The 22,857-nt window shown below is 74.1% G+C and carries 22 protein-coding genes; 10 read left to right on the forward strand and 12 right to left on the reverse strand.

Annotated elements, in window-relative coordinates; all coding sequences use genetic code 11:
- Positions 1–117: 117 nt before the first annotated feature.
- Complete coding sequence (locus ACI789_RS12085; RefSeq protein ID WP_456918446.1) at positions 118–1,998, reverse strand: primary-amine oxidase; 1,881 nt, start codon at positions 1,996–1,998, stop codon at positions 118–120.
- Positions 1,995–3,017: an agmatinase gene (gene speB, locus ACI789_RS12090; protein ID WP_456918445.1), complete on the reverse strand. Its 1,023-nt coding sequence runs from the start codon at positions 3,015–3,017 to the stop codon at positions 1,995–1,997. The genes ACI789_RS12085 and speB overlap by 4 nt, the downstream gene beginning before the upstream one ends.
- A gap of 313 nt (positions 3,018–3,330) precedes the next feature.
- Here speB and ACI789_RS12095 point away from each other — a divergent pair, with 313 nt between their 5' ends.
- Both ACI789_RS12095 and ACI789_RS12100 read left to right on the forward strand, forming a co-directional pair.
- Positions 3,331–4,860, forward strand: coding sequence for an APC family permease (locus tag ACI789_RS12095; RefSeq protein WP_456918444.1), 1,530 nt, complete (start codon positions 3,331–3,333; stop codon positions 4,858–4,860).
- Positions 4,861–5,305: 445 nt separating this feature from the next.
- Positions 5,306–6,124, forward strand: a complete 819-nt coding sequence (locus ACI789_RS12100; RefSeq protein ID WP_456918443.1) for a DUF5602 domain-containing protein — start codon at positions 5,306–5,308, stop codon at positions 6,122–6,124.
- Between the two features lie 6 nt (positions 6,125–6,130).
- On the opposite strand, the gene ACI789_RS12105 is transcribed toward ACI789_RS12100, so the two are convergent.
- The 5 genes from ACI789_RS12105 to ACI789_RS12125 all read right to left on the reverse strand — a co-directional run bounded on the left by ACI789_RS12105 (position 6,131) and on the right by ACI789_RS12125 (position 9,775).
- Positions 6,131–6,580, reverse strand: a complete 450-nt coding sequence (locus ACI789_RS12105; protein WP_456918442.1) for a TIGR03618 family F420-dependent PPOX class oxidoreductase — start codon at positions 6,578–6,580, stop codon at positions 6,131–6,133.
- 52 nt (positions 6,581–6,632) lie between these two features.
- Positions 6,633–6,827: a hypothetical protein gene (locus ACI789_RS12110; protein WP_456918441.1), complete on the reverse strand. Its 195-nt coding sequence runs from the start codon at positions 6,825–6,827 to the stop codon at positions 6,633–6,635.
- 20 nt (positions 6,828–6,847) lie between these two features.
- Positions 6,848–8,074 carry an AI-2E family transporter gene (locus ACI789_RS12115; protein WP_457009281.1) on the reverse strand — a complete coding sequence of 409 codons (1,227 nt, stop codon included), beginning with the start codon at positions 8,072–8,074 and terminating at the stop codon, positions 6,848–6,850.
- A gap of 61 nt (positions 8,075–8,135) precedes the next feature.
- Positions 8,136–8,645 (reverse strand): RDD family protein, encoded by a 510-nt coding sequence (locus tag ACI789_RS12120; protein ID WP_457009283.1) that lies wholly within the window; start codon positions 8,643–8,645, stop codon positions 8,136–8,138.
- Positions 8,642–9,775 carry a hypothetical protein gene (locus ACI789_RS12125; protein WP_457009285.1) on the reverse strand — a complete coding sequence of 378 codons (1,134 nt, stop codon included), beginning with the start codon at positions 9,773–9,775 and terminating at the stop codon, positions 8,642–8,644. Before ACI789_RS12125 ends, ACI789_RS12120 begins: the two co-directional genes overlap by 4 nt.
- Before the next feature lie 471 nt (positions 9,776–10,246).
- On the opposite strand from ACI789_RS12125, the gene ACI789_RS12130 reads away from it, so the two are divergent.
- The 4 genes from ACI789_RS12130 (at position 10,247) to ACI789_RS12145 (ending at position 14,635) form a co-directional block, all read left to right on the forward strand.
- On the forward strand, positions 10,247–12,823 hold the full coding sequence (locus ACI789_RS12130; RefSeq protein ID WP_457009287.1) for a LuxR C-terminal-related transcriptional regulator: 2,577 nt from the start codon (positions 10,247–10,249) through the stop codon (positions 12,821–12,823).
- Positions 12,824–12,914: 91 nt separating this feature from the next.
- Positions 12,915–13,307 carry a hypothetical protein gene (locus tag ACI789_RS12135; protein ID WP_457009289.1) on the forward strand — a complete coding sequence of 131 codons (393 nt, stop codon included), beginning with the start codon at positions 12,915–12,917 and terminating at the stop codon, positions 13,305–13,307.
- 183 nt (positions 13,308–13,490) lie between these two features.
- Positions 13,491–13,937, forward strand: a complete 447-nt coding sequence (locus ACI789_RS12140; protein WP_456918435.1) for a DUF7144 family membrane protein — start codon at positions 13,491–13,493, stop codon at positions 13,935–13,937.
- Positions 13,938–14,131: 194 nt separating this feature from the next.
- Positions 14,132–14,635, forward strand: a complete 504-nt coding sequence (locus ACI789_RS12145; protein ID WP_457009291.1) for a DUF6325 family protein — start codon at positions 14,132–14,134, stop codon at positions 14,633–14,635.
- Between the two features lie 29 nt (positions 14,636–14,664).
- Here ACI789_RS12145 and ACI789_RS12150 read toward each other — a convergent pair whose 3' ends face one another.
- Both ACI789_RS12150 and ACI789_RS12155 read right to left on the reverse strand, forming a co-directional pair.
- The gene (locus ACI789_RS12150) at positions 14,665–15,273 is read right to left on the reverse strand and encodes an Rv1733c family protein (protein ID WP_456918432.1); all 609 of its coding nucleotides are present in this window, start codon (positions 15,271–15,273) and stop codon (positions 14,665–14,667) included.
- A gap of 42 nt (positions 15,274–15,315) precedes the next feature.
- Positions 15,316–15,717, reverse strand: coding sequence for an SHOCT domain-containing protein (locus ACI789_RS12155; RefSeq protein WP_457009295.1), 402 nt, complete (start codon positions 15,715–15,717; stop codon positions 15,316–15,318).
- A gap of 324 nt (positions 15,718–16,041) precedes the next feature.
- Between ACI789_RS12155 and ACI789_RS12160 the strand changes: the two genes are divergently transcribed.
- From ACI789_RS12160 to ACI789_RS12170, 3 genes are all read left to right on the forward strand, one after another.
- A complete protein-coding gene (locus ACI789_RS12160; protein ID WP_457009297.1) occupies positions 16,042–16,272 on the forward strand; it encodes a hypothetical protein in 231 nt (76 codons plus the stop codon).
- Between the two features lie 65 nt (positions 16,273–16,337).
- Positions 16,338–16,796 carry a hypothetical protein gene (locus ACI789_RS12165; protein WP_457009299.1) on the forward strand — a complete coding sequence of 153 codons (459 nt, stop codon included), beginning with the start codon at positions 16,338–16,340 and terminating at the stop codon, positions 16,794–16,796.
- 116 nt (positions 16,797–16,912) lie between these two features.
- Complete coding sequence (locus tag ACI789_RS12170) at positions 16,913–17,287, forward strand: PLD nuclease N-terminal domain-containing protein (protein WP_457009301.1); 375 nt, start codon at positions 16,913–16,915, stop codon at positions 17,285–17,287.
- A 63-nt stretch (positions 17,288–17,350) separates the two neighbouring features.
- Here the strand turns inward: ACI789_RS12170 and ACI789_RS12175 are convergent, their stop codons facing one another.
- The 3 genes from ACI789_RS12175 to ACI789_RS12185 all read right to left on the reverse strand — a co-directional run bounded on the left by ACI789_RS12175 (position 17,351) and on the right by ACI789_RS12185 (position 21,104).
- Entirely contained in the window at positions 17,351–18,760 is a 1,410-nt protein-coding gene (locus tag ACI789_RS12175) for an MFS transporter (protein WP_457009303.1), read from the reverse strand.
- Positions 18,761–18,808: 48 nt separating this feature from the next.
- Positions 18,809–19,171 (reverse strand): carboxymuconolactone decarboxylase family protein, encoded by a 363-nt coding sequence (locus tag ACI789_RS12180; RefSeq protein ID WP_457009305.1) that lies wholly within the window; start codon positions 19,169–19,171, stop codon positions 18,809–18,811.
- A gap of 85 nt (positions 19,172–19,256) precedes the next feature.
- On the reverse strand, positions 19,257–21,104 hold the full coding sequence (locus ACI789_RS12185) for a glycoside hydrolase family 15 protein (RefSeq protein WP_457009307.1): 1,848 nt from the start codon (positions 21,102–21,104) through the stop codon (positions 19,257–19,259).
- 125 nt (positions 21,105–21,229) lie between these two features.
- Between ACI789_RS12185 and ACI789_RS12190 the strand changes: the two genes are divergently transcribed.
- Positions 21,230–22,849, forward strand: a complete 1,620-nt coding sequence (locus tag ACI789_RS12190; protein WP_457009309.1) for an SHOCT domain-containing protein — start codon at positions 21,230–21,232, stop codon at positions 22,847–22,849.
- Positions 22,850–22,857 lie beyond the last annotated feature (8 nt).

Consider the following 22,857-nt stretch of genomic DNA (forward strand, 5'->3'; position numbering starts at 1 on the left):
CCCCACCCCTCCCTTCGACTTGATCATGGGGTTGCTGCCGGCGACACGGTCGGACACGCCGGCCGGCCGAGCAACAACCCCATGATCAACGCCGAGGCGTGAGGACGGGGTCCTCTCTCAGTGGCAGCGCGAGGCGGCGGGCGGGACGTCGAGGGCCGGGTTGCGGTCGAAGAAGCCGACCGGCTTGAGCGAGAACGACACGACGTCCACCGGCATGACCGGCCAGTCCTCGGGCCGGGTGATGTGGTGGATGCCGAACACGTGCCACAGCACGATGTCGGTGTCGGCGATCGGCCGGTCGGCCTTGGTCCACTCCGGCAGCCCGGCGTCCTGGCGGCTCTGGTTGCAGAACTCGCCCGAGGGCCAGCGCTCGTCCTCGGCGTACCGGGTGACCCACAGCGTGTGGTCGATGGCCTGCGCCCGCTGGCGGAACGGCGCGTTCGGGTCGGCCAGCGCCGGGAGCGCGCCCGAGGGGACGAGCTTGTAGCCGGTCGGCGTGCCCAGCCGGTTGACCCGGTTGCGGTTGACCACCTTCCAGCTGCGCTGGCTGGCGAAGTCGACGTCCTGCCGGCCCTCGGCCTCGGTGAGCAGCGGCCGGGTGCGCTGGACCAGGGCCAGCCCGTGCGGGTTGCCCTCCGAGACGGGCAGCGCCTCGCTCTCGGAGACGACGACGGTGTTCTCGGGCCCGTCGACCTCCATGTCCAGCCGCGCCACGATGAAGTGCTGGTGGAACGGCGCGTAGGTGCGCTCGTCGACGACCGTGCCGTAGGGCGGGGGAGCGCCGTCGAACGCGCTGGTGACCATGATCCCGGTGGCGCGGACCTCGCACTCGACCGTGCCGTCCTGGTAGAAGCGCCAGTAGGTCAGGTACTCGTAGTTGGCCACGGTGGCGTGGAAGGAGACGACCATCCGCCGCGACCGGCGCACCTCGGCCCCGGACTGCTCGTCGACGTGCTTCCACAGCACGCCGTCGTCCTCCTCGTGCAGGCAGATGGCGTTCGTGATCGTGTACGGCTCGCCGCGGCTGTCGTGCAGGACGGCGTCGACGTAGGTGATCTCGCCGAGGCAGTCGCAGCCGAGCTCCAGCGAGGTGGTCATGAAGCCCAGGCCCCACTCGCCGATGTCGAAGGCGGTCCGCCGGTGGTGGTCGGGGCTCGGGTCGCGGTAGGGGACGACCATCTCGGCGAAGGACATCCGGTGCGCGACGGGCCGGCCGTCGTAGGCCACCCGGTGGATCACCAGGCCCTCGCGGTGGTTGAAGCCCAGCCGCATCGTCCAGTTCTGCCAGCGCAGCTCGTTGCCGTCGAGGGTGAACGAGACACCCTCGGGCTGGGTGATCTCCAGTGCCTTGACGTCGGTGCGCTGCTGCAGCCCGGGCACCAGGGACGGGACGTACTCGCCCATGACGTCGGGCCGGGCCGGCGGCGGGGTGTCCTCGACCTGGAGCAGCTCCATGGTGTTGAGGTCGACGACGAAGTGCAGGCCCATCACGGGGTTGGCGTAGGGGTTGGCGCCGGGGGCCCTGCGCAGCCAGACGTCGGTCCAGCCGACCCGGCGGTCCTGCAGGCCCTGCGGGATCAGCGAGTGCCCGTAGGCCCAGGTGTCGATGAGCACCAGGTCGAGGTCGGTGATGCCCCGCTTGGCCAGCGCCGCGACGACGTCGGGGTGCTCGATCAGCACCTCGTGGGCCTCGTGCCACTCGTCGAGGGTCATGTTGGCCTGCTGGCCGGGCACCGCCTCCCACGAGAGGACGGCGTCGTCGGTCAGCGAGACCACCGCCTTGTGCGGCGTCCCCTCGTCGCGGCTCCAGCAGGTGACCCGGGCCTCGCGGCGGATCGGGTCGCCGGGGCGGAAGGCGCGGACGACGTCCTTGGCCGGCTCGCGCAGCTCGATCGACGCGAACCGCCAGCGCTCGTCGACGCCGCGGTCGCGGCGCAGGATCCCTGCCGCGGCGCGGAACTCGTCGGCGGTCAGCGGGTCGAGCGGGTGCGCGGTCATCGGGGGTCCTCCGGGGTCGGGCGGTCGGCGAGCAGGGGCAGGGACGGGTCCCAGGGGGTGCCGGTGCGGCGGCGGGCGATCGCCGAGAGCGCCTCCAGGACGACCCGGTTGGCCAGGGCGGCGGTGATGTCGGCGTGGTCGTACGGCGGGCTGACCTCGACGACGTCGACGCCGACGACCGGCAGCTCCAGGCAGATCCGGCGCACCGAGTCCAGCAACTGACGGGCGGTGAGGCCGCCGGGCTCGGGAGTGCCGGTGCCCGGCGCGTGCCCGGGGTCGCAGACGTCGATGTCGACGGAGAGGAACACGCCCTCGCACTCGTCGGTGGCGATGCCGAAGGCCTCGGTGAGGCACTCGTCGAGGCCGCGGTGCCCGATCTCGGTCATCTCGTAGGACCGCATCCGCTGCGCGGCCATCCAGTCCAGCGTCTCCGGCGGCGGCCAGTAGCCGCGCAGCCCGATCTGGAGGAAGCGGTCGCCGCGCAGCGCGCCGGACTCGATCAGCCGCCGCATCGGCTGCCCGTGCCCCCACAGCGAGCCGAACTCGATGTCGCCGGTGTCGGCGTGCGCGTCGAAGTGGATCATCGACACCCGCCCGTGGCCGAGGACGTTGGCCACGCCCTTGGCGTCGGCGAAGGCGATCGAGTGGTCCCCGCCGAGCACGACCGGGATGGCGCCGGCGCGGGCCACCGTCTCGACGGCGGCCTCGAGCGCGGGCAGCGCCGTCTCGATGTCGCCGGAGTACATCTCGACGTCGCCGGCGTCGAGCACCCGCAGGTCGCGCAGCCCGTCGGTGCGCAGCGCCAGGCTGGGTCGCGAGCCGTCGTGGGCGAGGTAGTCGGTCATCCGGATGGCCTGCGGGCCGAACCGGGTGCCCGGGCGGTGCGAGGTCCCGCCGTCGAAGGGCGCGCCGAGGACGACCACGTCGGCGCCGGCGAGGGACGCCGGGTCGTCGAGGTCGCACCGGTCGATGCCGAGGAAGGTGATGTCCGGCCCGTACTGGGCGCCGTAGCGGGGCATGTGCGTCGTCCTGAGGGGTCGGGGGTGGTGCGGGGACGGCGCGCCGTCCCCCCGGAAGCTCATCACCGGGGGCGTGGACGGTCAACGGAAACAGAAGCCGTGTCGCCGGAACACACCTGAAACAGTCGTCGGGCACAGTCTGCACACCGGGATCCGTTCGCGATATCGTGCCGGTCTGTCGTGCCCCTCGTCGTCGGGTGTACACGACGGCCTCTACCGGACCGGCCCGCCACGTGGCTGGCTCCCGGTGTGAGCCCGGGCACACGGCCGGGGCTGGGCGCGCCGCGCGGGCGGCGCCGACGAGGAGGACCGCATGACGGTGGACCAGCGGCCGGCGACCGGCCACGCCGACCTCCGGGCCAAGGGCCTGTCCAAGAACTCGGTGGGCCTGCTGGCCAGCGTCGTCCTGGGCGTGTCCAGCATCGCGCCGGTCTACGCGCTCACCGCGACGCTGGGGCCGACGGTGGCCGAGGTCGGGCTGCAGATGCCGGCGGTGTTCCTCGCCGGCTTCCTGCCGATGCTGCTGGTGGCCTACGCCTACCGGGAGCTCAACCGGGAGGCGCCGGACTGCGGCACGTCCTTCACCTGGACGACCAAGGCGTTCAACCCCTACGTCGGCTGGCTGTGCGGCTGGGGTGCCCTGCTGGCCACGATCATCGTGCTGTCCAACCTCGCCGGCGTCGCGGTCTCGTTCTTCTACCTGCTGCTCGGCGAGATCACCGGCTCGGAGTCCGTCGCGTCGCTGGGCGACGACAAGCTGGTCAACGTGGTCACCTGCGTGGCCTTCGTTGCGCTGGCCACCTGGATCACCTACCGCGGCGTCGAGGTCACCAAGCGGCTGCAGTACGTGCTGGTCGGCTTCCAGATGGCCGTCCTGGCGCTGTTCGCCGTCCTCGCCGTGGTCAAGGCCGGCGACGCGCCCGGCCACACGCCCTTCGAGCTCTCCTGGCTGGACCCCACGGCGATCACCTCGTTCAGCGCCTTCACCGCCGGCCTGTCGCTGTCGCTGTTCATCTACTGGGGCTGGGACACCTGCCTGACGGTCAACGAGGAGACCGCCGGCAGCGCCCGGACGCCGGGTCGCGCGGCGCTGCTGACGATGCTGGTCATCATCGTCACCTACCTCGGCGTGGCGATCGTGGTGCAGGTGTACGCCGGCGTCGGGACCGAGGGCACGGGTCTGGGCAACCCGGACACCAGCGACAACGTCTTCGCCGCGCTGGCCGGGCCGGTCATGGGCCCGGGGCTGGCCTTCCTGCTGTTCCTCGCCGTCGTCGCGAGCTCGGCGTCCTCGCTCCAGACGACGTTCCTGCCGCCGACCCGCACCATGCTGGCCATGGCCACCTACGGCGCGCTGCCCCGGCGGCTGGCCGAGGTGCACCCCCGGTTCCTCACCCCGTCGGCCGCCACGCTGGTCGCCGGCGCCGGGACGGCGGTCTTCTACGTGGGGATGACGCTGATCAGCGAGAACGTCCTCATCGACACGATCTACGCACTCGGCCTGATGATCTGCTTCTACTACGGGCTCACCGCCTTCGCCTGCGTCTGGTACTTCCGCCGGGACCTGCTCCGCAGCGGCCGCGACCTGGTGTTCAAGGGGGTCCTCCCGCTGCTGGGCGGGCTGGCGCTGGCGGCGGTGTTCGTGCAGACCGCCGTCGACACCCTCGACCCGGCCTACGGCAGCGGCTCGTCGGTGTTCGGGCTGGGCAGCGTGTTCGTCATCGGGGTGGGCCTGCTGCTCGCCGGGGCGGTGCTCATGCTGCTGTGGCGCGCCCGGCACCCGGAGTTCTTCCGGGGGCAGACCCTGCGCCACGACACCCCGGCGCTCGTGTTCGACGAGTGAGGGTCGGGGGCGGGCGGTCCGCCGGTGGCCCCGGGACCCCGCGGCCGGCCGTGCACCCGGGGTCATCGGCGGTGCGCGGAGACGGACGGCGAACAGCGTGTCGTCCCGTTGCGGCCCGGCCGTGCACGGGCGTGTTGACCCGGGGCGGACAGGCGTCCAGCGTTCGTCGCGGACGGCTCCGGTCGAGCCGACACCCCACCCCCGTGCAGCTGTGGCGCAGAAGCCGCCAGTCCCTCCACCGGACCGGTGGACCGAGCCGTTCCGGGACGGGGCGGCGATGACCGATCCCTCGGCCACCTGCCTGCCCTGCCGCGGCCGACCGTGCCCGGCTCTCCGCCGGGGGAGGAGGACCACCCGCGCGGTCGGGGTGACGCCCCGCCCGCCTGGTCGGGCGACCAGGTGCGGCGGTCCACCCGTCCGAGACACTCCCAGGAAGGTGAGGGCCATGGCTGCTCACCGCGCCCTCCACGGGACCGCGCTCACCGCGGCCGCCTGTGTCGGTCTGACCTCGCTCACCAGCTGCGCTGTCCAGCCCGCGCAGTCCAGCACGCTGTCCGACGACGGCACCTTCTCCAGCCCCTCCCAGGAGCTGGGGGACGGCAGCGTCGCGACCTACGTCGTGCTGGATGACGGCGCACCGACCGAGGTGGGTGTCCGCATGACGCCCACTGCGCTGGAGGGGCTCCCCGAACAGGGCGTCACGCTGATGGTCGACTTCCCCGACGAGGCGGCGGACACCGCGTTCGACCACGTGATGCTCAACTGGAACCCGCAGGGACACGAGCCGTTCGTGCTGTTCGGCCGGCCGCACTTCGACTACCACTTCAACATGGTCGACATGGCGACGATCGAGGCCATCACCCCGACCGACCCGCAGTACGCGGCCAAGGCCGAGCACTTCCCCGAGCCGCAGTACGTGCCGCAGGACTACGTCCTCCCGCCGGCCGGGCCCGCCGCCCTGCAGGCCGTCCCGGGCATGGGCGTGCACCTGGTCGATTCCACCGACACCAGCCTCGTCCCCGGCCAGTACGACTTCACCCAGATCATCATCAACGGGGTCTGGGACGGCCGGTACACGTTCGTGGAGCCGATGATCACCCGCGACTGGCTGTTGACCGGGCCCGACCTCGAGGCGCCGCTCAAGCTGCCCGAGGCCTACCAGGAGACCGCCTACTACCCGACCAGCTACAGCATCTCCGTGGACGAGGAGACCGACGACTACGTCGTCTCGCTCACAAGCCTGACGTCGCGCACGGCGTCGTAGCCCGGTTCAGCCCTCGCGGTTGCTGTAGACCCGCACCGGCTCGACGAGGACGGCGGTGCGCCGCTGCTCGACCATGACGCGGTCGTACCCGGCCCAGTCGTCGTGCCGGCCCCCGGCGGCGGTGAAGACCTCGCGCAGCAGCAGGCGCAGCCGGTCGGGGTCGGTCAGCCACGGCTGGAGGTCGTCGGGCCCGGCCAGCTGCGCGCGGCCCTCGACCGTCGCCCACTGCCAGCCGTGCCGGACGGTGAGGGTGACCTGGGGCCGGGCGCGCAGGTTGGCCAGCTTCACCGGCCCGTAGGTGACGAAGCCCAGGACCGGCGCGCCGGTCGCCGGATGGGGGAGCACCCCGGCGTTCACCACCGAGGCCTGCACGGTGGAGTCGGCGCGCACGGTGGACACGACCGCGAGGTGGGACTCCTGCGCGGCGAGGGCGGAGACGTCGTCGAGGGTGGTCATGCCCGGACCCTGGCACCGGTCCGGTCCCGGCGGTCGGGCCCGCGCCGCGGCGTCACCGGTGCAGCGCGGCCGAGCGGTACTCGAGCAGTGCGTTGAGGTCGGCCTCGGCGCGTTCCCGGCGCGCGAGGTCCTCCCGGCTGTTCGACCTCGCGCAGGCCCGCCGCGCCAGCCGCAGGTCGGCGAGGGCGCGGACGATGAGCCCGTCCAGGACGGCGAAGCGGTCCGATGGGGGAGCAAGGGTCGTCATGGCGGGCCTCCCACCGCTGGTCACGGCTGGCGTGCACCGGGTGCGGGCGGGACGTCGGCCTGCGTCCCTGCCCCGCCCGAGACTGGCCCGTCGACGAGGGCCCCGTCGTCGTCCGCCGCGGGTGACCGCGGCTCGGGGGCCGGCGCGCGGGCGGCGGACCGCCGGCGGCCCCGGCCGGACCCCGCCGGCCTCTCGGGGGAGCCGGCGCCCGACGCCCCCGCGAGCAGGATCTGCGCCCAGCGCCGGTCGGGGTCCTGACCCACCAGCACGGCGACCAGGAGGAGGGTCAGGGGGATCGCCAGGACGGCGCCGGTGGGCCCGAGCACCACCGTCCAGACGAGGACGGACACGAAGGTCAGCGTCACCGACAGGCCGACGGTGTCGCCCACGACGACCGGCTGGATCACCGACTGCAGCACGAAGTTCGCCGCGCAGTAGACGACCACGACGAGCAGCGCCGTCCGCGGGCCGCCGTCGAGGAGGGCCAGCAGGGTGGGCGGCGCCAGGCCCAGGAAGAACCCGATGTTGGGGACGTAGTTGGTCAGGAACGACAGCAGGCCCCACAGCATGGCCAGCGGGACCCCGAGCAGGACCAGCGCGATCGTGTCCACGACGGCGACGGCGAAGCCGAAGACGGTGGTCACCACCAGGTAGCGCCGGGTGTTGCGGGCGAAGTCGCCGAGGGCGGCGCGCATCCGCCAGGTGCCGGGCACCGCGGCCAGCCGCTCAGGCATCCCGTTGGCGTCGGCCGTCATGAACAGCACCGTCGCGAGCACGAGCACCAGCGCGCCGACCGCGCCCGCCACACCGGCCAGCAGCCCACCGATAGCGGAGACGATCCCGGACAGGTCCAGTGAGCCCACGATCTGTTCCACCTGGTCCCGGCCGATGCCGGCTGCGGTCAGCGCGCCGCGGACGTCGTCCACCATCTGCTGCCACTGGTCGGAGTACTGCGGCAGGACGGTCGCGAGCTGGCCCACCGAGACGACCAGGGCGACGGCGAACGCGATCAGCCCGCCGTCCACGAGCACCACGGCTGCCGCGACCGCGAACCCCCGCCGCACGCCCCGCCGGACCAGCGCGCCCACCATCGGGTGGACGGTGAGGGTCAGCACCAACGCCAGGAGGACGGGGGCGAGCAGCCCCGAGTAGGTGGAGATGCCCCAGAGCGCGGCGGCCGCGCCGCCGATCCCCAGGACGACGGTGAGCCACAACGGCAGGGCCCGTCGGACCTCGGTCTCCGGCATGCCGCCCACCGTGGCCGCGGTCGCCGGCCCCGGCGTCCCCTCGGGAGGGTGATCCGGCCGGTCAGTCGTAGCGGACCGAGGTGCGCAGCAGCAGGTCCTGCACCGAGCGGTTCTCCCGGCTCACCAGCACCCAGAGCAGGCCGACCGGGAAGAGCGTGCAGAGCACCGCCCGCACCGCGGAGCGGCCCCAGCCCAGCCGGGCGCCCCGGCCGCCGGTCACCCGCAGGCCCAGGAGCCGGTCGCCGTACGTGCGCCCGACCTCGGCCCAGGTGACGGCGAAGTAGGCCGCCTGCACGCACAGGCCGAGCAGGAGCAGCGTGGTCGCCGGCAGCACCGGGAACGCGAAGGTGGTCGGGCTCAGCAGAAAGCGCCCCACCGCGACGCCCGCGTACCCGCCGGCCACCAGCAGCGCCACGACGACCAGGTCGACGACGTTGGCCAGTGACCGCGTGACCAGGCCGGCGCGGGCCCCGCGGATGCCGGCGCGGGCCGCTGGGACGGCGACCGGCGGAGAGGCGTCGTGCCAGGGACGGCCGGAGCCGGGAGCGGACCGCTCCTCGGCCGTGGTCACCGCTCCGCCCCCGGCCCGTCGGGATCGGTCGTCCGGTCCGCCGTGCCCGCGCGGCGGCCGTGCCGGTGCAGCAGCCGGTCGACGACCCGTTCCACCGCCCGGTCGGCGTCCGCGCCCTGGACGCGCACGGTGCGCACCATGTCGGACGTGAGCGAGTCGCTCGAGGCGCGCAGCAGCCCGGGCAGGTCGATCACCGCGACGACGTAGCGGGCCAGGCCGGCGATGTCCGTGCGGGCGATGACCCGGTCGACGTCGGCGCGGTCGACGACGGCGTCCACGTCCACGCGGTCGAGGACGCGGGCGATGTCGACCCGGTCCACCGCGGCGTCCAGGTCCACCCGGGCGACGACGGCGTCGAGGTCCACCCGGTCGAGCACCCGGCCGATGTCGGCGCGGTCGACGACGGCGTCGACGTCCACGCGGTCGACGATCGCGTCGAGGTCCACCCGGGCCACGACGGCGTCGACGTCCACGCGGTCGATGATCGCGTCGAGGTCCACCCGGGCCACGACGGCGTCGAGGTCGACGCGGTCGAGGACGCGGTCGATGTCGACCCGGTCGATGACGGCGTCGAGGTCCACCCGCGCCACGACGGCGTCGAGGTCGACGCGGTCGAGGACGCGGTCGATGTCGACCCGGTCGATGACGGCGTCGAGGTCCACCCGCGCCACGACGGCGTCGAGGTCGACCCGGTCGAGGACGCGGGCGATGTCCACCCGGTCGACCGCGCCGTCCAGGTCTGCCCGCGCCACGACCGCGTCCACGTCCAGCAGCGCCGCCAGTCGGTCGAGGTCCACGTACTCACGGACGAGCGCCGGGACGTCGAGGCGGGCGAGCACGGCACGGGTCACACCGGGGACGAGGCGGTCGGCCAGCCCCGCCAGCGCACGCCCGGCCGCCGACGCCGGGTGCGCGAGGGCGGGCAGGTGGCGGGCCATCGGCAGGCGGGAGACGAGGACGTGCCCGGCGGAGGCGGTCGCGTCCAGGACGTGGCGGCGCAGCGCCGCGGCGACCGCGAGGACGGCGATGGCACCGTCGACCGCGTCCCGTACCGCGTCACCGCCCGGAGCCGCATCCGGCGTCGGCTCGGGGAAGGGCGACGGCGCAACGGGCAGGTCGGGCGGCTGCACCGGCCGGAGGTTCCGGACCGGCGGGTCCACCGGGTTCACGGCCACCGGAGGCCGTCGTCCACTGTCGGGATCATGAGGCCTCCCCGGCCGTCGGAACGCCCAGCATCTGTCCAGGACGGCGGGTCCCTCCTCATCCCGAACGGGTGAGCCCGCTCCGCGTGCGGCGCGGCATGCTGCGGGTCGTCTGCGCCGCGTTGCGAGACGGGGCGTTTCACTGGGACCTTCGGCTCTGATTGGTTGCGCGCGACCGGACGACGCTGGGTCGCGGATCGGTCGCACGTCCGGCTGGGTCGCCGGGGAAGGGGCGCGAGCTCGGGGGACGGTCCGGATGACTTCTAGAGGGGACGTGCCATGGTGAGGCTGTCGTCGGCTTCCGCAGATGCTCTGCACACTGCGGCGTCGGCTGCCACGCAGCACAGCGTCCCGCTGCTCGCGTCCAAGCTCGCCCCACCCCAGCCCGCGCACGCGACCGTGCTGCGGCGGCGCCTGGTCAGCCAGCTCTCCCGGGCCGTCCAGCGGTCGCCGCTGACCCTGCTCAGCGGGCCGGCGGGCTCCGGCAAGACCGTGCTCGCGTCCACCTGGCGGCAGACCCAGGACGACGGCAGGCCCGTGGCCTGGCTCACCCTGGACGACTACGACGACGATCCCGCCACCTTCTGGAACTACGTCGTGGGAGCGATGACCGCCGCCGGGGTCCCGTGCCCCGGCCTCCCGGCGCTCGTTCCCGGGGAGTCGCCGCCGACCTCGTTCGTCCCGCAACTGGCCGCGCACGTGGCCGCGTTGCCCCGTCCGGTGGTGCTCGTGGTGGATGACGCCGACCACGTGACCGACCGGACCATCACCACCGGTCTCGACCTGCTCGTCCGCCACGGGGGGAGCCGGCTGCGGCTGGTGCTGTGCGCTCGCGCCGACCCGCTGCTGCCCCTCCACCAGTACCGGTTGGCGGGGACCGTGTCCGAGATCCGCGGCGACGAGCTGGCGTTCACGCCGGACGAGACCCGCGACCTGCTCAGCGCCATGGGCGTCCCGGTGTCGCCGGAGGTCGCCGGGGCGCTGTGCGCCGAGGCGCAGGGCTGGGCGGTCGGCCTGCGGCTGGCCGCCGCCCCGCTCAAGCAGGGGGCGTCACCGGAGCACCTGGTGACCTGGCTGTCCCGCGACGACGGGAGCGTGGCCCAGTACCTATTCGCGGAGGTCCTGCAGCGGCAGCCGGCCAGCGTCCGCCGGTTCCTCCTGCGGGTCAGCGTCACCGCGGAGTGCTGGCCGGACCTGGTGGACCGGCTCTGCGGTCGGCCGATCGGCCGGCGGGTCCTCGCCGGACTCGCGCGGGCCAACGCCTTCGTCGAGGAGTCACCCGGGGCACCCGGCGGGTTCCGGATCCACCCGCTGTTCCGCGAGATGCTGCAGGCCCAGCTGGCCTACGACCACCCGGGCGAGGTCGCCGGCCTGCACCGCACCTGCGCGGCCTGGTACGCCGAGGCGGGCCGGTCGCCAGAGGCGGTGGGCCACGCCGTCGCCGCGGAGGACTGGGGGTTCGTCAGCCGGTTGCTCATCGACGACCTGCTGGTGATGCGGCTGCTGGCGCACGGGTCCGACCCCGCGCTCCGGGGGATCCAGGCCCTCCCGGCGACGTTCCCCGGCCCCGAGGCCGCTGTCATCCGCTGCGCCGCCGCCCTGGCCGGCGGCTCCGCGCCCACCCCGGCCGACCGCGCCGTCGCGGCGACCGCTCGGGGCGAGGGGCATCGGACGACTCTGCGCGTCTCGGCGGCGCTGACCTGTCTCGTGGCCGACGCCGAAGCGGCCACCGATCCCGCCGCCCTGCTGGCCCAGGCCGACGACGCCGCCGCCCTGGTGGCCGCGCTCCCCGACGAGGGCCGGCGCGAGCACCGGGAGTGCGTGGCGGTGCTGACCACCCTGCGCGCGCTCGCCTGCCTGGGCACCGATGCACCGACCGGGCGGTTGCTCGCCGGGATGCGCGCTGCGGCGGCTGCCGCCCAGACGGCGGCCTCCCGCCGTCTGCGCAGCCGCGCCGTCGCCCACCTCGCGGTCCTGGAGGCACTGGAGGGTCACCTGACCCGAGCCGCCCACCTGGCCGAGGAGGGCGAGGGGCTCGCGGCCGAGGCGGGCAGGGACGAGGCCGATCGGGAGCCGGCTGCGGCGGTCGCCCTCGCGTGGGTCCACCTGCGCCGCTACGCCCTCAGCGAGGCGCGCGAGTGGCTGGCCCGGGCACGGGCCCGCACGCGGGACCGGGGCTGTGGGACGCCCGCGGCCTCGACGATCCCGGCGCTGCTGGCGGTTCTGCAGAGCCAGTTGTCCCGGCTGCGGCACGAGTACGACTCGGCCGAACAGGCCCTGAACCCGCACCTGCGGGGGCCGCGCCTGCCCCGGTGGGTGGCCGAGCAGGTGGTGACCGAGGTGGTCCGGCTCGCGGTGGCGCGAGGGCACGTCGAGGAGGGTCTGGCGATCCTCCAGGACACCAGCGGCGACGAGCCGTGGAGCCGGCGGCTGCGCGCGACGGTCGGGCTGCTCTCCGGCGACCCGGCCGCGACGCCGCCGGCCGAGGCCGGTCCGCCCGCGGTCCCGGCAGCGGCCGTGGAGGCCGCCGTGATCCGGGCATGCCAGCTCCTGGAGGCCGGCAACCTGCCCGCCGCGGCCGAGCAGCTCGGCGAGGCGCTGGAGCTCGCTCGACCCGAGCTGCTGCGCTGGCCCTTCATCGACACCCCGCCCCAGGCACGCCGGCTGCTCCGCACCCACCCCCGGCTGCAGGAGCCCGCCGCGTGGCTGAGCCCGTCGTCGACCGCCCAGCCGCGCCCGGACGGGCACCGCAGCCCGGCGGGTCCCGAGGCGTCGCAGGTGATCCAGGACCTCAGCGACCGGGAGATGGAGGTCCTCCAGCACCTGGCCCAGATGCTGTCCACGGCGGAGATCGCGGCGACCATGTTCATCTCCGTGAACACCGTCCGCACGCACATCCGGAGCATCCTGCGCAAGCTCGCCGTCAGCAGGCGCAACCAGGCCGTCCGCCGGGCCCGGGAGCGCGGCCTCCTCTGAGCTCACGCCGGCGGGACGAGGCGGGCGAGTGGCAGCCACGCCATCCTCAAGGACGCGGCAGGTGGCCGGCGGTGCCGGCCGGGAGGGAGCGATGGCCATGGCGACGGCGCGCAACCGGTTCGAGCTGCGCATCGGGACACTCCTGAGCCCGGCGGCGCTGGCGACGTTCCGGGTGCCCGTCAGACCGTCCCGCGTGCCGCGGAACACCGTCCACCGGCTGCGCATCCCGGCCGACCGCGACCTCGCCGACGTCGTGCACCGGCTGATCGAGCGGCACGTGGAACTGCTGGAGATCCGCCGGGGCCCGGAGCCGCCGCGCGGCCGCCGCCGGCCGGCCGACGACGAGTGCGACCTGACCGGTCCTGCCGACACCGGAGCCGACGTCGTCGTCCCTCTGCGGCCGGCCCGCCGCCCCCGGCCCTCGGCGCCCGGCCAGGACGCTCGCGCCCTGTCCGACCGGACTCCGCACGACCCAGCGGGGTGAGCGGTCCCGCCGTCGCGGCCACCGCAGCGCCGGCAGCGGGACGCCGTTCATGCGGTGCGGACGATGCCGGGCCGCCCGCAGCGGTCGCACGCTTCTGAGGCACCACCACCCGAGGACCTCGCCCGCCCGTTCCCCCTGCTCGGGGCGGCCCGGAACCGAGGCCGGACCAAGGAGGACAGGCACATGACGGACACCTCGAACCGCCGCTCGCCGGTGACCGACGAGGGCTACGAACGCGGACCCACCGCCTGGGCAGGCTGGGTGGTCTTCGGCGGCGTCATGCTGATCATGCTGGGGACGTTCCAGGCGATCGAGGGGCTCATCGCCTTGTTCGACGACGGCTTCTACCTGGTCCGCGAGAGCGGCCTCGTGGTCAACGTCGACTACAGCGCGTGGGGATGGGCCCACCTCATCATCGGCATCGTGGGCGTCCTGGCCGGGGTCGGACTGCTGGCCGGCAACATGGCGGCCCGGGTCGTCGGTGTCGGGATCGCGTTCCTGAGCGCCCTGGTGAACCTGGCGTTCATCTCGGCCTACCCCGTGTGGTCGGTCATCCTGATCGCGCTCGACGTCATCGTGATCTACGCGATCATCGTCCACGGGCGCGAGCTCAAGAGCGACTACCGCTGAGCCACTGGAGGTGCGGGTGCCCGTCCCCCGGGGGGACGGGCACCCGCGCTGCGTTCCCGCCGGGCCGGGTGGCGACGCCGGTCCCGACCCCTCTCACCGGCGGAGCAGATCGTCCGCGCCGGGTGACGCAGGGGACCGGCGGCCCCGGGCACCGTGGGTGCACCGACCACCGTTCCTCGTTCCGTGGGGGAGACATGACCGCTGATCTCGCGCAGGGCTCCGACCTCGACCAGATGGGACCGGTCGACTACCTGGTCGTGGCCTTCCCGGTCGAACGCATGACGGGGGAGGCGTTCCCGCTGCTGATCGACCTCGTGGAGCGCGGCGTCATCCGCATCCTCGACCTGGAGTTCATCCGCAAGGACGAGGACGGCACCGTCACGACGCTCAGCCAGGTCGACCTGGAGCGCATGCAGGTCCTGGAGGCGGCGCTGTTCGACGGCGCGGACTCCGGTCTCCTCCGCCCGGACGACCTCGCCGAGGCCGCGGCCGCACTGGACCCCGGCACCGCCGCGGGTGTGCTGGTGTACGAGAACGTCTGGGCGGCTCCGTTCGCCGCCGCGCTGCGCCGGTCCGGTGGACAGCTGGTGGCGTCCGGCCACATCCCGCTGCAGGAGCTGGCGGCGACGCTCGACGAGATCGAGGCCGAGGAGCAGGACACCACCGCGGCGCCGGAGCCGGCCCGGCCGGTGGACTGACCGTCCGGACGGCGGGTGACCCGGCGGCCTCAGAGCAGCCGGGTCACCCACTCCGGTTCCACCGCCGCCCAGCCCCGCGCCCACCGGCGGTCCCGCTGGGCGTCGAGGGCGGCGCAGAGGAGTGCGTAGAGGACCCACGTCACGAGCGGGATCCCGAGGAACAGGCCCACCCCGGTCGTCAGGGCCGAGCCGTCGATGCGGTTGCGGTCGAGGGGGGCGCGCGTGATGTGCCCGTCGCGGTGGACCCACACGGGGACGGTCGTCCCGGCGGCCGTGCCGGGGTGGACCAGCACGATCCCCTGGCGCTCCGCCCCGCCCGGGACCGGCCAGACGGCACGGGCCGGCACGGTCACCCGCTCCTCGTCGCCGTGGCCGGCGCCGGCCTCCGCCGGCGCGTCCTCGAGCAGGACGGCGTCCACGTGGCTCCGCTCGGCCGCCTCCTCCGCGGCCAGCGCCTCGAGCTGGCGCGTGGTGGCTGCCGTGGCCGCCACGGCCAGCGGAGGAGCGACCAGCAGGGAGAGGACGACGACGAGCCGGCCGGCCACCTGCACACGGTCGGAGCCGCGCTTGAGCGGCCCGGACCCCAGGGTGAACCACCGCAGCGAGCGGCGGAGCGCGCCGTCCGTCGGAGTGCTCATGCCACGGCCCTCCGTTCCTGCCGTCCGCTTGGGGGAGCGTGCTCAGACCAGCACGCGCCGCTTGAGCTGCTCGAACTCCTCCTGGCTGATCGCGCCGCGGTCGAGCAGTTCCTTGCCGCGGGCGATCTCGTCGACCCCGCGGTAGCCCGGGGCGGCCACGGAGCGGATGTGCTCGTCGGTCCGCTGCTTGAGCGCGGCCGCCTGCTGCACGTCGCGGTCGGCCATCGCGCGCCCCTGGCTGATCAGGTACGCCAGCGAGCCGATGAGGGGGAGGACGAGGACGAAGACCGTCCAGCCGGCCTTGCCCCAACCGGAGACGTCCCGGCGCCGGAACAGGTCGCCGAAGACGGTGATGAGCAGCCAGAAGAAGGCCATCAGGGCGAAGAACAGGACGAACGTCCACAACAGGTCGGCGAGCGGGTAGCCGTCTGCGGCCGCGGTCATGGTGCACCTCCGGGAGCGGGTGTCCCGCCCAGGATGGGGATCGGGGGAGTGGGGTCCCATCGCCCCGCGCGGATGACTCCCCGCGGCCGTCATCCGGGACAGCGACACCCGGTGGAGCTCGCTCCGGACTCGATCCGGCCACCGGGGGCCGCCTCATCCACGGAGGGGGAGGCCATCGGCTGGGCGACCGGCGAGGCTCCGGGGATCGGATCGGATCTCACGCGTCCCGGGTCCCCGGCGGCGGCGGTCGTCCGGCTCGTCGAGCGGCTCCGGCAGCGGCGTCCCGCCGCCCCGGCACCCGCCTCGAGCGAAGGAGCAGCGCAGATGGGACGTCAGGTGTACGAGCTCCGTGTGCGCGGACCGATCCCCGCCGACCTCCTCGAGGAGATCGGCGCGGAGGACCTCGGCGAAGAGCCGCCGCTGACCATCCTGCGGACCGGACCCACGGACCAGCCCGGTCTGCACGGCATGCTGCAGCGCCTGCGCAGTCTGGGCCTGGACCTCATGGAGGTCCGCACGACCGGACCGGAGCAGTACGTCGACGACTCGACGTGAGCACTCCCGGCCGCGTGCCCCGACTCGTCCCCGACCGGCTCGTGCGCGAGGGAGCGTGATGCCCGATGTCTGCCGTCCTGGTGGTGCTGGGCGCCGTCGTCCTGGTGGGGACGACGGTCGTCGTCCTGGCGGTGTGGGGCCGGGTCCACTACGCCCGCGAGCTGTCCTCCTTCCTCGTCAAGGTCGGACCGCCCCCGTCGTCGCGTCGGTACGACGCGCGATGGTGTCGTCGGCGCACGCGCGCGGCGTGGGTCGACGACGTCCTCCTGCTCCGGTCCGGCCTGCTGCGGCTGTGGCTCACACCGCTCGAGGTCGGGGTCGCCCGGGAGGTGACGGTGCAGGCGCTGGAGCCGGGGGAGGTGCGCGGCCTGGGGCGGCGCCCGGTCGTGCTGCGGCTGACCATGCACGACGGCTGTGAGGTGGAGGTGGCCGCGGCGCACGAGGACGCCGGCCGGCTGGTCGGGCCCTTCCTCACCGCGGCCCTGTCCGGGCTCCCCGAGGCCCCCCGCGAGCGGGGCGCCTGACCCGACCCGCGAGCCGGCGCGCTCGACCTGCGGCGGTCATCCGACCGGGGTGATGAGCGCACAGGCCGGCCTCCACGAGGCTTCGCGCGCTCACCCGGACCGCGAGGGAGGACCCCATGCCGCTGCTCGACCTGTTCTGGACGATGTTCCTCTTCTTCTGCTGGGTCCTGTGGTTCTGGTTGCTGTTCCGCGTCTACGCGGACCTCTTCTCGCGCCGCGACATCGGGGGCTGGGCCAAGACCGGCTGGGTGGTGTTCACGATCCTGCTGCCCTTCCTCGGGGTGTTCGTGTACCTGATCTCCCAGGGCCGGTCGATGGCCGAGCGCACCGAGCGCGCGGTCGAGCGGCAGCGTGCCGCCACGGACGCCTACATCCGGTCGGTGGCCGCCGACGCCGACTCGGTCCGGTCGGCGCGGGCCCGCGAACTGTTGGACAGCGGCGCGGTCACCCGTGACGAGTACGACCGCATGGTGCCCAAGGTCCCCAGCTGACCACTGTGCCCTCCGAACAGCGGCACCCCGGCCGGGAACGGCCGGGGTGCCGCTGTGCCGAGGTCAGGCCGTCGGGACCCGCCGGGGTGCGTGGGGGAGCAGGAACGCGGCCACCCAGCCGACGATCGCGAAGCACCCGATCACCACGATCGCGGTGAGGAACGGCGGGTTCCCGACCGTCGTCGCGGCGACCAGGACCGAGCCGGCGATCGCGACGCCCAGCGACGAGCCGAGGTTCGACACGCTGCGGGAGACGCCGGAGATGTCGCCCTGGACCTCCTCCGGCCACGCCGACTGCACGACGTTGACCGACGCGGTGAGCATCGCGCCGACACCGAACCCCATGAGGAACAGGCCGGGCCAGAAGGTCCAGACCGCGGAGTCCACGCGGGCCAGGGCGAGCAGGAGGGCCAGGCCGCCGACGGTCAGCGTGAACCCGGACCGGATCAGCAGCCGCTGCGGGTGCCGGCTGGCCATCCGCTGGGCCAGCCCGGAGGCCAGGAGCACGCCGACCGTGGCCGGCACCAGCATGAGCCCGGTCTGGATCGCCGAGTAGCCGCGCTCCTGCTGCAGGAAGACCGAGATCACGAAGAACGCGCCCTGCATGACCAGCCACTGCACGGTCTGCGTGACGAGCCCGAGGTTCGACGTCCGGTTCCGGAACAGCCGGACCGAGACCAGGGGCGACCGGCCGCCGCGCTCCCGGGCGTGGGCGTAGAGCAGGAACCCGGCCAGGACCACGACCCCCAGGCCGACGAGCAGCCACACCCGCGGGGAACCCCAGCCGACCGTGTTGGTCTGCAGGACCCCGAAGACCACGAGGAACAGGCCGGCCGCCGACAGGACCGCCCCGACGACGTCGAAGCGCGGCCGCTGCGCCGGCAGCGGGGGATCCTCGATCCGCCGTGCCAACAGCGCGATGGCCGCCACGACGACCACCTGGAGCAGGAAGGAGGCCCGCCAGCTGACGTAGCTGGTGATGAGCCCGCCGATCAACGGACCGGCCGCGGCCCCCAGGCCCGCGGCGCCGCTGACGACGCCGAACCACTTGGCGCGGGTCTTGAGGTCGTCGAAGACCACGGTGATGAGGATGTAGATCGGCGGGATCAGCAACGCCGAGCCGACGCCCTCCAGCAGGGAGTAGCCGACGGTGAGCATGCCCAGCCCCTGCGCGAAGGCGGCCAGCAGAGCGCCGGCCCCGTACACGACCAGGCCGAGGATGAAGCAGTACTTCCGGCCCCAGATGTCGGTGAGCTTGCTCCCCGGGATCATCAGCGCCGCCATCGTCAGCGTGAACAGCGTGATGGTGGTCTGGATCCCCGCGACGTCGGTGTCCAGGTCGTCGGCGATCGTGCTGATCGCGACGTTCATGTTCGACGCGGCGTAGCTGGCGATGAACTGGGCGAGGGCGAGGGGGAGGACGACGGCGCCTGCCGTCGCCGTCGCCGTCGTCCCGGCGCCGGTCCTGGTCATGGTGGGGTCCTCCGGGATCGGCGCCGGGCGGCGGGGGTCTGCGGGTGGTTACGAGGAGCGCTGCTCCGGGACCTGGTCGGCCAGGGCGGCCGCGCCGAGGACCCCGCGCAGGATCGCGCCGGCGGCCGCGGTCACCCGCGCGCTGCCGACGACGGGGGCGATGGCGACCAGGACGGCCTGCGCCTTCTCGGCCGTCAGGCCGGCCTCGGCCCCCGCGCCGAGGGTGATCGCGTAGGACATCGGCGCGGCATCCATGGCGACCAGTGCCGCGAGCCGCACCAGCAGGTAGGTCTCGGTGTCCAGCCCCGACCGCTCGGCCGCGTCGAGGTTCATCGCGAGGAGCGTCTCGAGGACCGGCGCGTCGCCCTGGGCGATGCTCTCGAGCGCGTTGTCGGGGGTGGTCTGCGTCATGGCTCCTCCTGAACGGGTGGGAACGGACGTCCAGCGTCGGTGCGCCGGCGGTCGCCCGTCCTCACCCGTTCCGGACGAGGCCCGGTCACCGGGGTGGGCGCCCGTCGAGGGCCGCGTCGAGCGTCGTCGCGGCGTCGATGAGCGCCAGGTGGGTGAAGGCCTGCGGGAAGTTGCCGATCTGCTCGCCGGTGAGGGCGATCTCCTCGGAGTACAGGCCCACGTGGTTGCCGTAGGTCAGCATCTTCTCGAAGGCGGTGCGGGCGTCGTCCAGCCGCCCGGCGCGGGTGAGTGCGTCGACGTAGGCGAACGTGCACAGCGAGAACGTGCCCTCCGACCCGCGCAGGCCGTCCGGCGAGGCCTCGGGGTCGTAGCGGTAGACCAGGCTGTCGGTGACCAGCTCGCGGTCCATGGCCGCCAGCGTGGTGGTCCACATCGGGTCACGGCCGTCGACGAAGCCGACCGTGGGCATCCGCAGCAGCGCGGCGTCCAGGACCTCGGTGTCGTAGTGCTGGACGAAGGCCTGCCGCTGGAAGTGGAAACCGCGCTCCATGACCTGCCGGTAGACCCGGTCCCGCTCGGTGATCCAGCGCTGCAGCTCGGCGGGCCGGCCGTGCTCGGTGGCCAGCCGGACGCCGCGGTCGAAGGCCACCCAGGACATCACCCGCCCGTAGGTGAACGGCTGCCGGCCGCCGCGGGTCTCCCAGATCCCCTCCTCGGGCTGGTCCCAGTTGTCGACCAGCCAGTCCAGCACGCCGCCGATCGCCGTCCAGCCCTGGTGGGCCAGGGGCAACCCGGCGCGCACGCCGCTGTACACGCTGTCCAGCGCCTCGCCGTAGATGTCGAGCTGCAGCTGCTCGGCGGCGCCGTTGCCGATGCGCACGGGCGCCGAGCCCCGGTAGCCGCGCCAGTGGTCGAGCACGTCCTCCTTGAGGTCGGAGGAGCCGTCGATGCGGTACATGATGTTCAGCGGTCCGCTGCCGGAGCCGACCCGCTCGCGGATGCGGTCGCCCAGCCACCGGCCGAACTGCGCGGCCTCCTCGGTCATGCCCAGCTTGAGCAGCGCGTGCACCGAGAAGGACGCGTCGCGCACCCAGGTGAAGCGGTAGTCCCAGTTGCGCTCCCCGCCGACCTGCTCGGGCAGCCCCGCGGTGGGTGCGGCCACGAGGCCGCCGCTGGGCGCGTAGGTCATCAGCTTGAGCGTGATCGCCGACCGCTGGACGTCCTCCCGCCAGCGGCCCGTGTAGGTCGAGCGGGCCACCCACGAGCGCCAGAAGGCCACCGTCTCCTGGAACAGGGCCCGCACCTCCGCCGGCCGGACCTCGCGCGGCCGGTCGGTCCCGCCCCACTCGAGCACCACCCCGCGGGTCTGGCCCGCCTCCAGGGAGACGGTCGCGTGCAGGTCGCCGTCGCCGAGGCGGACCTCGGCCAGCCGCTCGTCCTCCGGCTCCCGGACGACGTGCAGGGTCAGCCGCTGCCCGTTCGAGGTGAGGACGGCACCGTTCGCCGTCACGTCGACCTGGTGCGACTGACGGCCGTAGTCGAAGCGGGCGGCGAGGTCGATCTCGAAGGTCATCCGGCCGCGGACGCAGTCGAGAAGCCGCACGATCCGGTGGCTGTCGGTGGCGGCGGCGCCGGCGGGCGGCATGAAGTCGACGACCTGCCCCATGCCGGACTCGGTGAAGAACCGGGTCACCAGGACGGCGGCGTCGGGCAGGTACATCTGCTTGGACGTGTAGGCCACGTCGGCCGGGCGGATGCGGAAGTGGCCGCCGCGCTCGTCGTCCAGCAGCGCGCCGAAGACGCTGGGGGAGTCGAACCGGGGGGCGCAGAACCAGTCGATCGACCCGTCGGTCGTGACGAGCGCGGCGGTCTGCAGGTCGCCGATGAGCCCGTGCTCGGCGATGGCGGTCTCGATCCTGGGGGTCTCGGTCATGCCGACGACCGTGGCCGCCGGAGATCGGCCGACGCCTCATCCCTCGGGGGTGATGAGCCGGAGCGGCACCGGAACCAGGCTGGGCCGCTGACCGCCGGGCTCCGTGCCCGCGGAGGGGAGGAGCCATGCGCCGCTTCGCCGTCGGCCTGCTGGTGGTCGTCAGCGCCGTCTCCCTGGTCCTGGCCAGCACCTCGCTGTGGACCCGCCGCAACGTGGTGAACACGCACGTCTTCGTGACCAACGTCGAGACCATGGTCGACCTGCCCGCGGTGGAGGCACGCATCACCGAGCGGGTCACCTCCACCGTGATGGACAACCCGACGGTGAAGCAGGCCGTCGCCGACGCGGTCGCCGTCCTGCCGCCCCGCCTGCAGACGTTCCAGTCGACCGTGGAGGAGGGCATCAGCTCCCTCGTGTCGGCCGGCGTGCGCCGGTTGCTCACCGACGACCCGTTCCGCCCGCTGACGCGGGCCGCGCTCACCTCCGCGCACGACCAGCTGATCGCGGGGGAGCCGGTGCGGTTCACCCTCGGCCAGGCCAAGGCACGGGTGCCCGCCTCGCTGCAGGACGGCCTCGCCGGCCAGGTCCTCGCCCTGCTGCCGGACGACGTGGGGGTGACGATCGTGACCCCCGCCGACGCCCCGCAGCTCTACACCGCGATCGACCTGCTGAAGTCGGTCTGGTGGTGGCTGGGGCTGCTCGCGCTGGGCACGCTCGCCGGCGCGCTCGGCGTGTCCCGTCGCCGCCGCGGCACCCTCCGGGCCTGGGCCGTGACCACCACGGTGCTCACCCTCCTGGTACTGCTCGCGCTGCGGGTCGGCCGCGGGGTGCTCGTGACACAGGTCCGGGAGGACAACCGGGACGCCGTCGGCGCCATCTATGACGTGCTCGCCGCCGGCCTGCGGTCGTGGACGCTCTGGCTGCTGGCGGCCGCCCTGCTCGTGCTCGTGCTGACCCTCGTCTGGGGCCGGCTCGGCCTCGTGGCCGGGGTGCGGCGCGGCGTGGCCTCGGCCCGCGCGACCCTGCGCCGGCGGCGGGAGGAGTCCCGCGCGGCCGCGGCGCTCGCCGCCGAGGGGGCCGAGCCGGCGGCGGACGGCGTCCCCGCCGAGCCCTGGACGCGGCGGGTGGCCGCCGGGACGCGTGCCTTCGCCGAGGGGCTGGACCTCCCGCAGCGGACCGCCCGCCTCGGCGGGTTCGTCCGCACCCACCTGGTCCCCGCGCGGTGGACCGGCATCGCTCTCGGGGCGCTGTTGCTGCTGTTCTGGCCCGCGCCCACCCTGTCGGTGCTGATCTGGATCGCCGCCCTGGTCGCGCTCTACCTCGGGGCCCTGGCCTGGCTGGCCGACCGGGCCCCGGCGCCGGCCCCCGGGGCCGGGGAGGAGACCGTCACCGCGGTGGCGCGGTCCGCCGGGCCCGACGGCGTTCCGCTCGCGGGGGCTCCGGCTGTCGTCCCGGCCCCGCGGCCGGGACCCGCGCCGACCGACGGCGCGGCGGACCGCGCGCCCGGCGGCACGCTGGTCGCGACGGCGGTCGAGCCGGCTCCGTCCGCGCCGGCGTCGGCCGCGCCGCCCGCGCCGGCTCCGCCGGAGCCGGAGCGGTTCGTGCCGGCGGCGCTCACCCCCGAGACGATCACGACGCTCAACGACCGCCTCGACCTGCTCGTCCGGCTGGGTACCGCCCGCGACGCCGGCGTCCTCACCGAGGAGGAGTTCCGCCGCGAGAAGGGCCGGCTGCTGGGTGTGTGACCCGTGGG

The sequence above is a fragment of the Geodermatophilus sp. SYSU D00965 genome (assembly GCF_054050075.1).

Excerpts from the sequence above, each read along its gene's own strand:
- ACI789_RS12085 (WP_456918446.1), bottom strand. The coding sequence starts at position 1,998 with ATGACCGCGCACCCGCTCGACCCGCTGACCGCCGACGAGTTCCGCGCC.
- speB (WP_456918445.1), bottom strand. The coding sequence starts at position 3,017 with ATGCCCCGCTACGGCGCCCAGTACGGGCCGGACATCACCTTCCTCGGC.
- ACI789_RS12095 (WP_456918444.1), top strand. The coding sequence starts at position 3,331 with ATGACGGTGGACCAGCGGCCGGCGACCGGCCACGCCGACCTCCGGGCC.
- ACI789_RS12100 (WP_456918443.1), top strand. The coding sequence starts at position 5,306 with ATGGCTGCTCACCGCGCCCTCCACGGGACCGCGCTCACCGCGGCCGCC.
- ACI789_RS12105 (WP_456918442.1), bottom strand. The coding sequence starts at position 6,580 with ATGACCACCCTCGACGACGTCTCCGCCCTCGCCGCGCAGGAGTCCCAC.
- ACI789_RS12110 (WP_456918441.1), bottom strand. The coding sequence starts at position 6,827 with ATGACGACCCTTGCTCCCCCATCGGACCGCTTCGCCGTCCTGGACGGG.
- ACI789_RS12115 (WP_457009281.1), bottom strand. The coding sequence starts at position 8,074 with ATGCCGGAGACCGAGGTCCGACGGGCCCTGCCGTTGTGGCTCACCGTC.
- ACI789_RS12135 (WP_457009289.1), top strand. The coding sequence starts at position 12,915 with ATGGCCATGGCGACGGCGCGCAACCGGTTCGAGCTGCGCATCGGGACA.
- ACI789_RS12140 (WP_456918435.1), top strand. The coding sequence starts at position 13,491 with ATGACGGACACCTCGAACCGCCGCTCGCCGGTGACCGACGAGGGCTAC.
- ACI789_RS12145 (WP_457009291.1), top strand. The coding sequence starts at position 14,132 with ATGACCGCTGATCTCGCGCAGGGCTCCGACCTCGACCAGATGGGACCG.
- ACI789_RS12150 (WP_456918432.1), bottom strand. The coding sequence starts at position 15,273 with ATGAGCACTCCGACGGACGGCGCGCTCCGCCGCTCGCTGCGGTGGTTC.
- ACI789_RS12155 (WP_457009295.1), bottom strand. The coding sequence starts at position 15,717 with ATGACCGCGGCCGCAGACGGCTACCCGCTCGCCGACCTGTTGTGGACG.
- ACI789_RS12160 (WP_457009297.1), top strand. The coding sequence starts at position 16,042 with ATGGGACGTCAGGTGTACGAGCTCCGTGTGCGCGGACCGATCCCCGCC.
- ACI789_RS12165 (WP_457009299.1), top strand. The coding sequence starts at position 16,338 with ATGTCTGCCGTCCTGGTGGTGCTGGGCGCCGTCGTCCTGGTGGGGACG.
- ACI789_RS12170 (WP_457009301.1), top strand. The coding sequence starts at position 16,913 with ATGCCGCTGCTCGACCTGTTCTGGACGATGTTCCTCTTCTTCTGCTGG.
- ACI789_RS12175 (WP_457009303.1), bottom strand. The coding sequence starts at position 18,760 with ATGACCAGGACCGGCGCCGGGACGACGGCGACGGCGACGGCAGGCGCC.
- ACI789_RS12180 (WP_457009305.1), bottom strand. The coding sequence starts at position 19,171 with ATGACGCAGACCACCCCCGACAACGCGCTCGAGAGCATCGCCCAGGGC.
- ACI789_RS12185 (WP_457009307.1), bottom strand. The coding sequence starts at position 21,104 with ATGACCGAGACCCCCAGGATCGAGACCGCCATCGCCGAGCACGGGCTC.
- ACI789_RS12190 (WP_457009309.1), top strand. The coding sequence starts at position 21,230 with ATGCGCCGCTTCGCCGTCGGCCTGCTGGTGGTCGTCAGCGCCGTCTCC.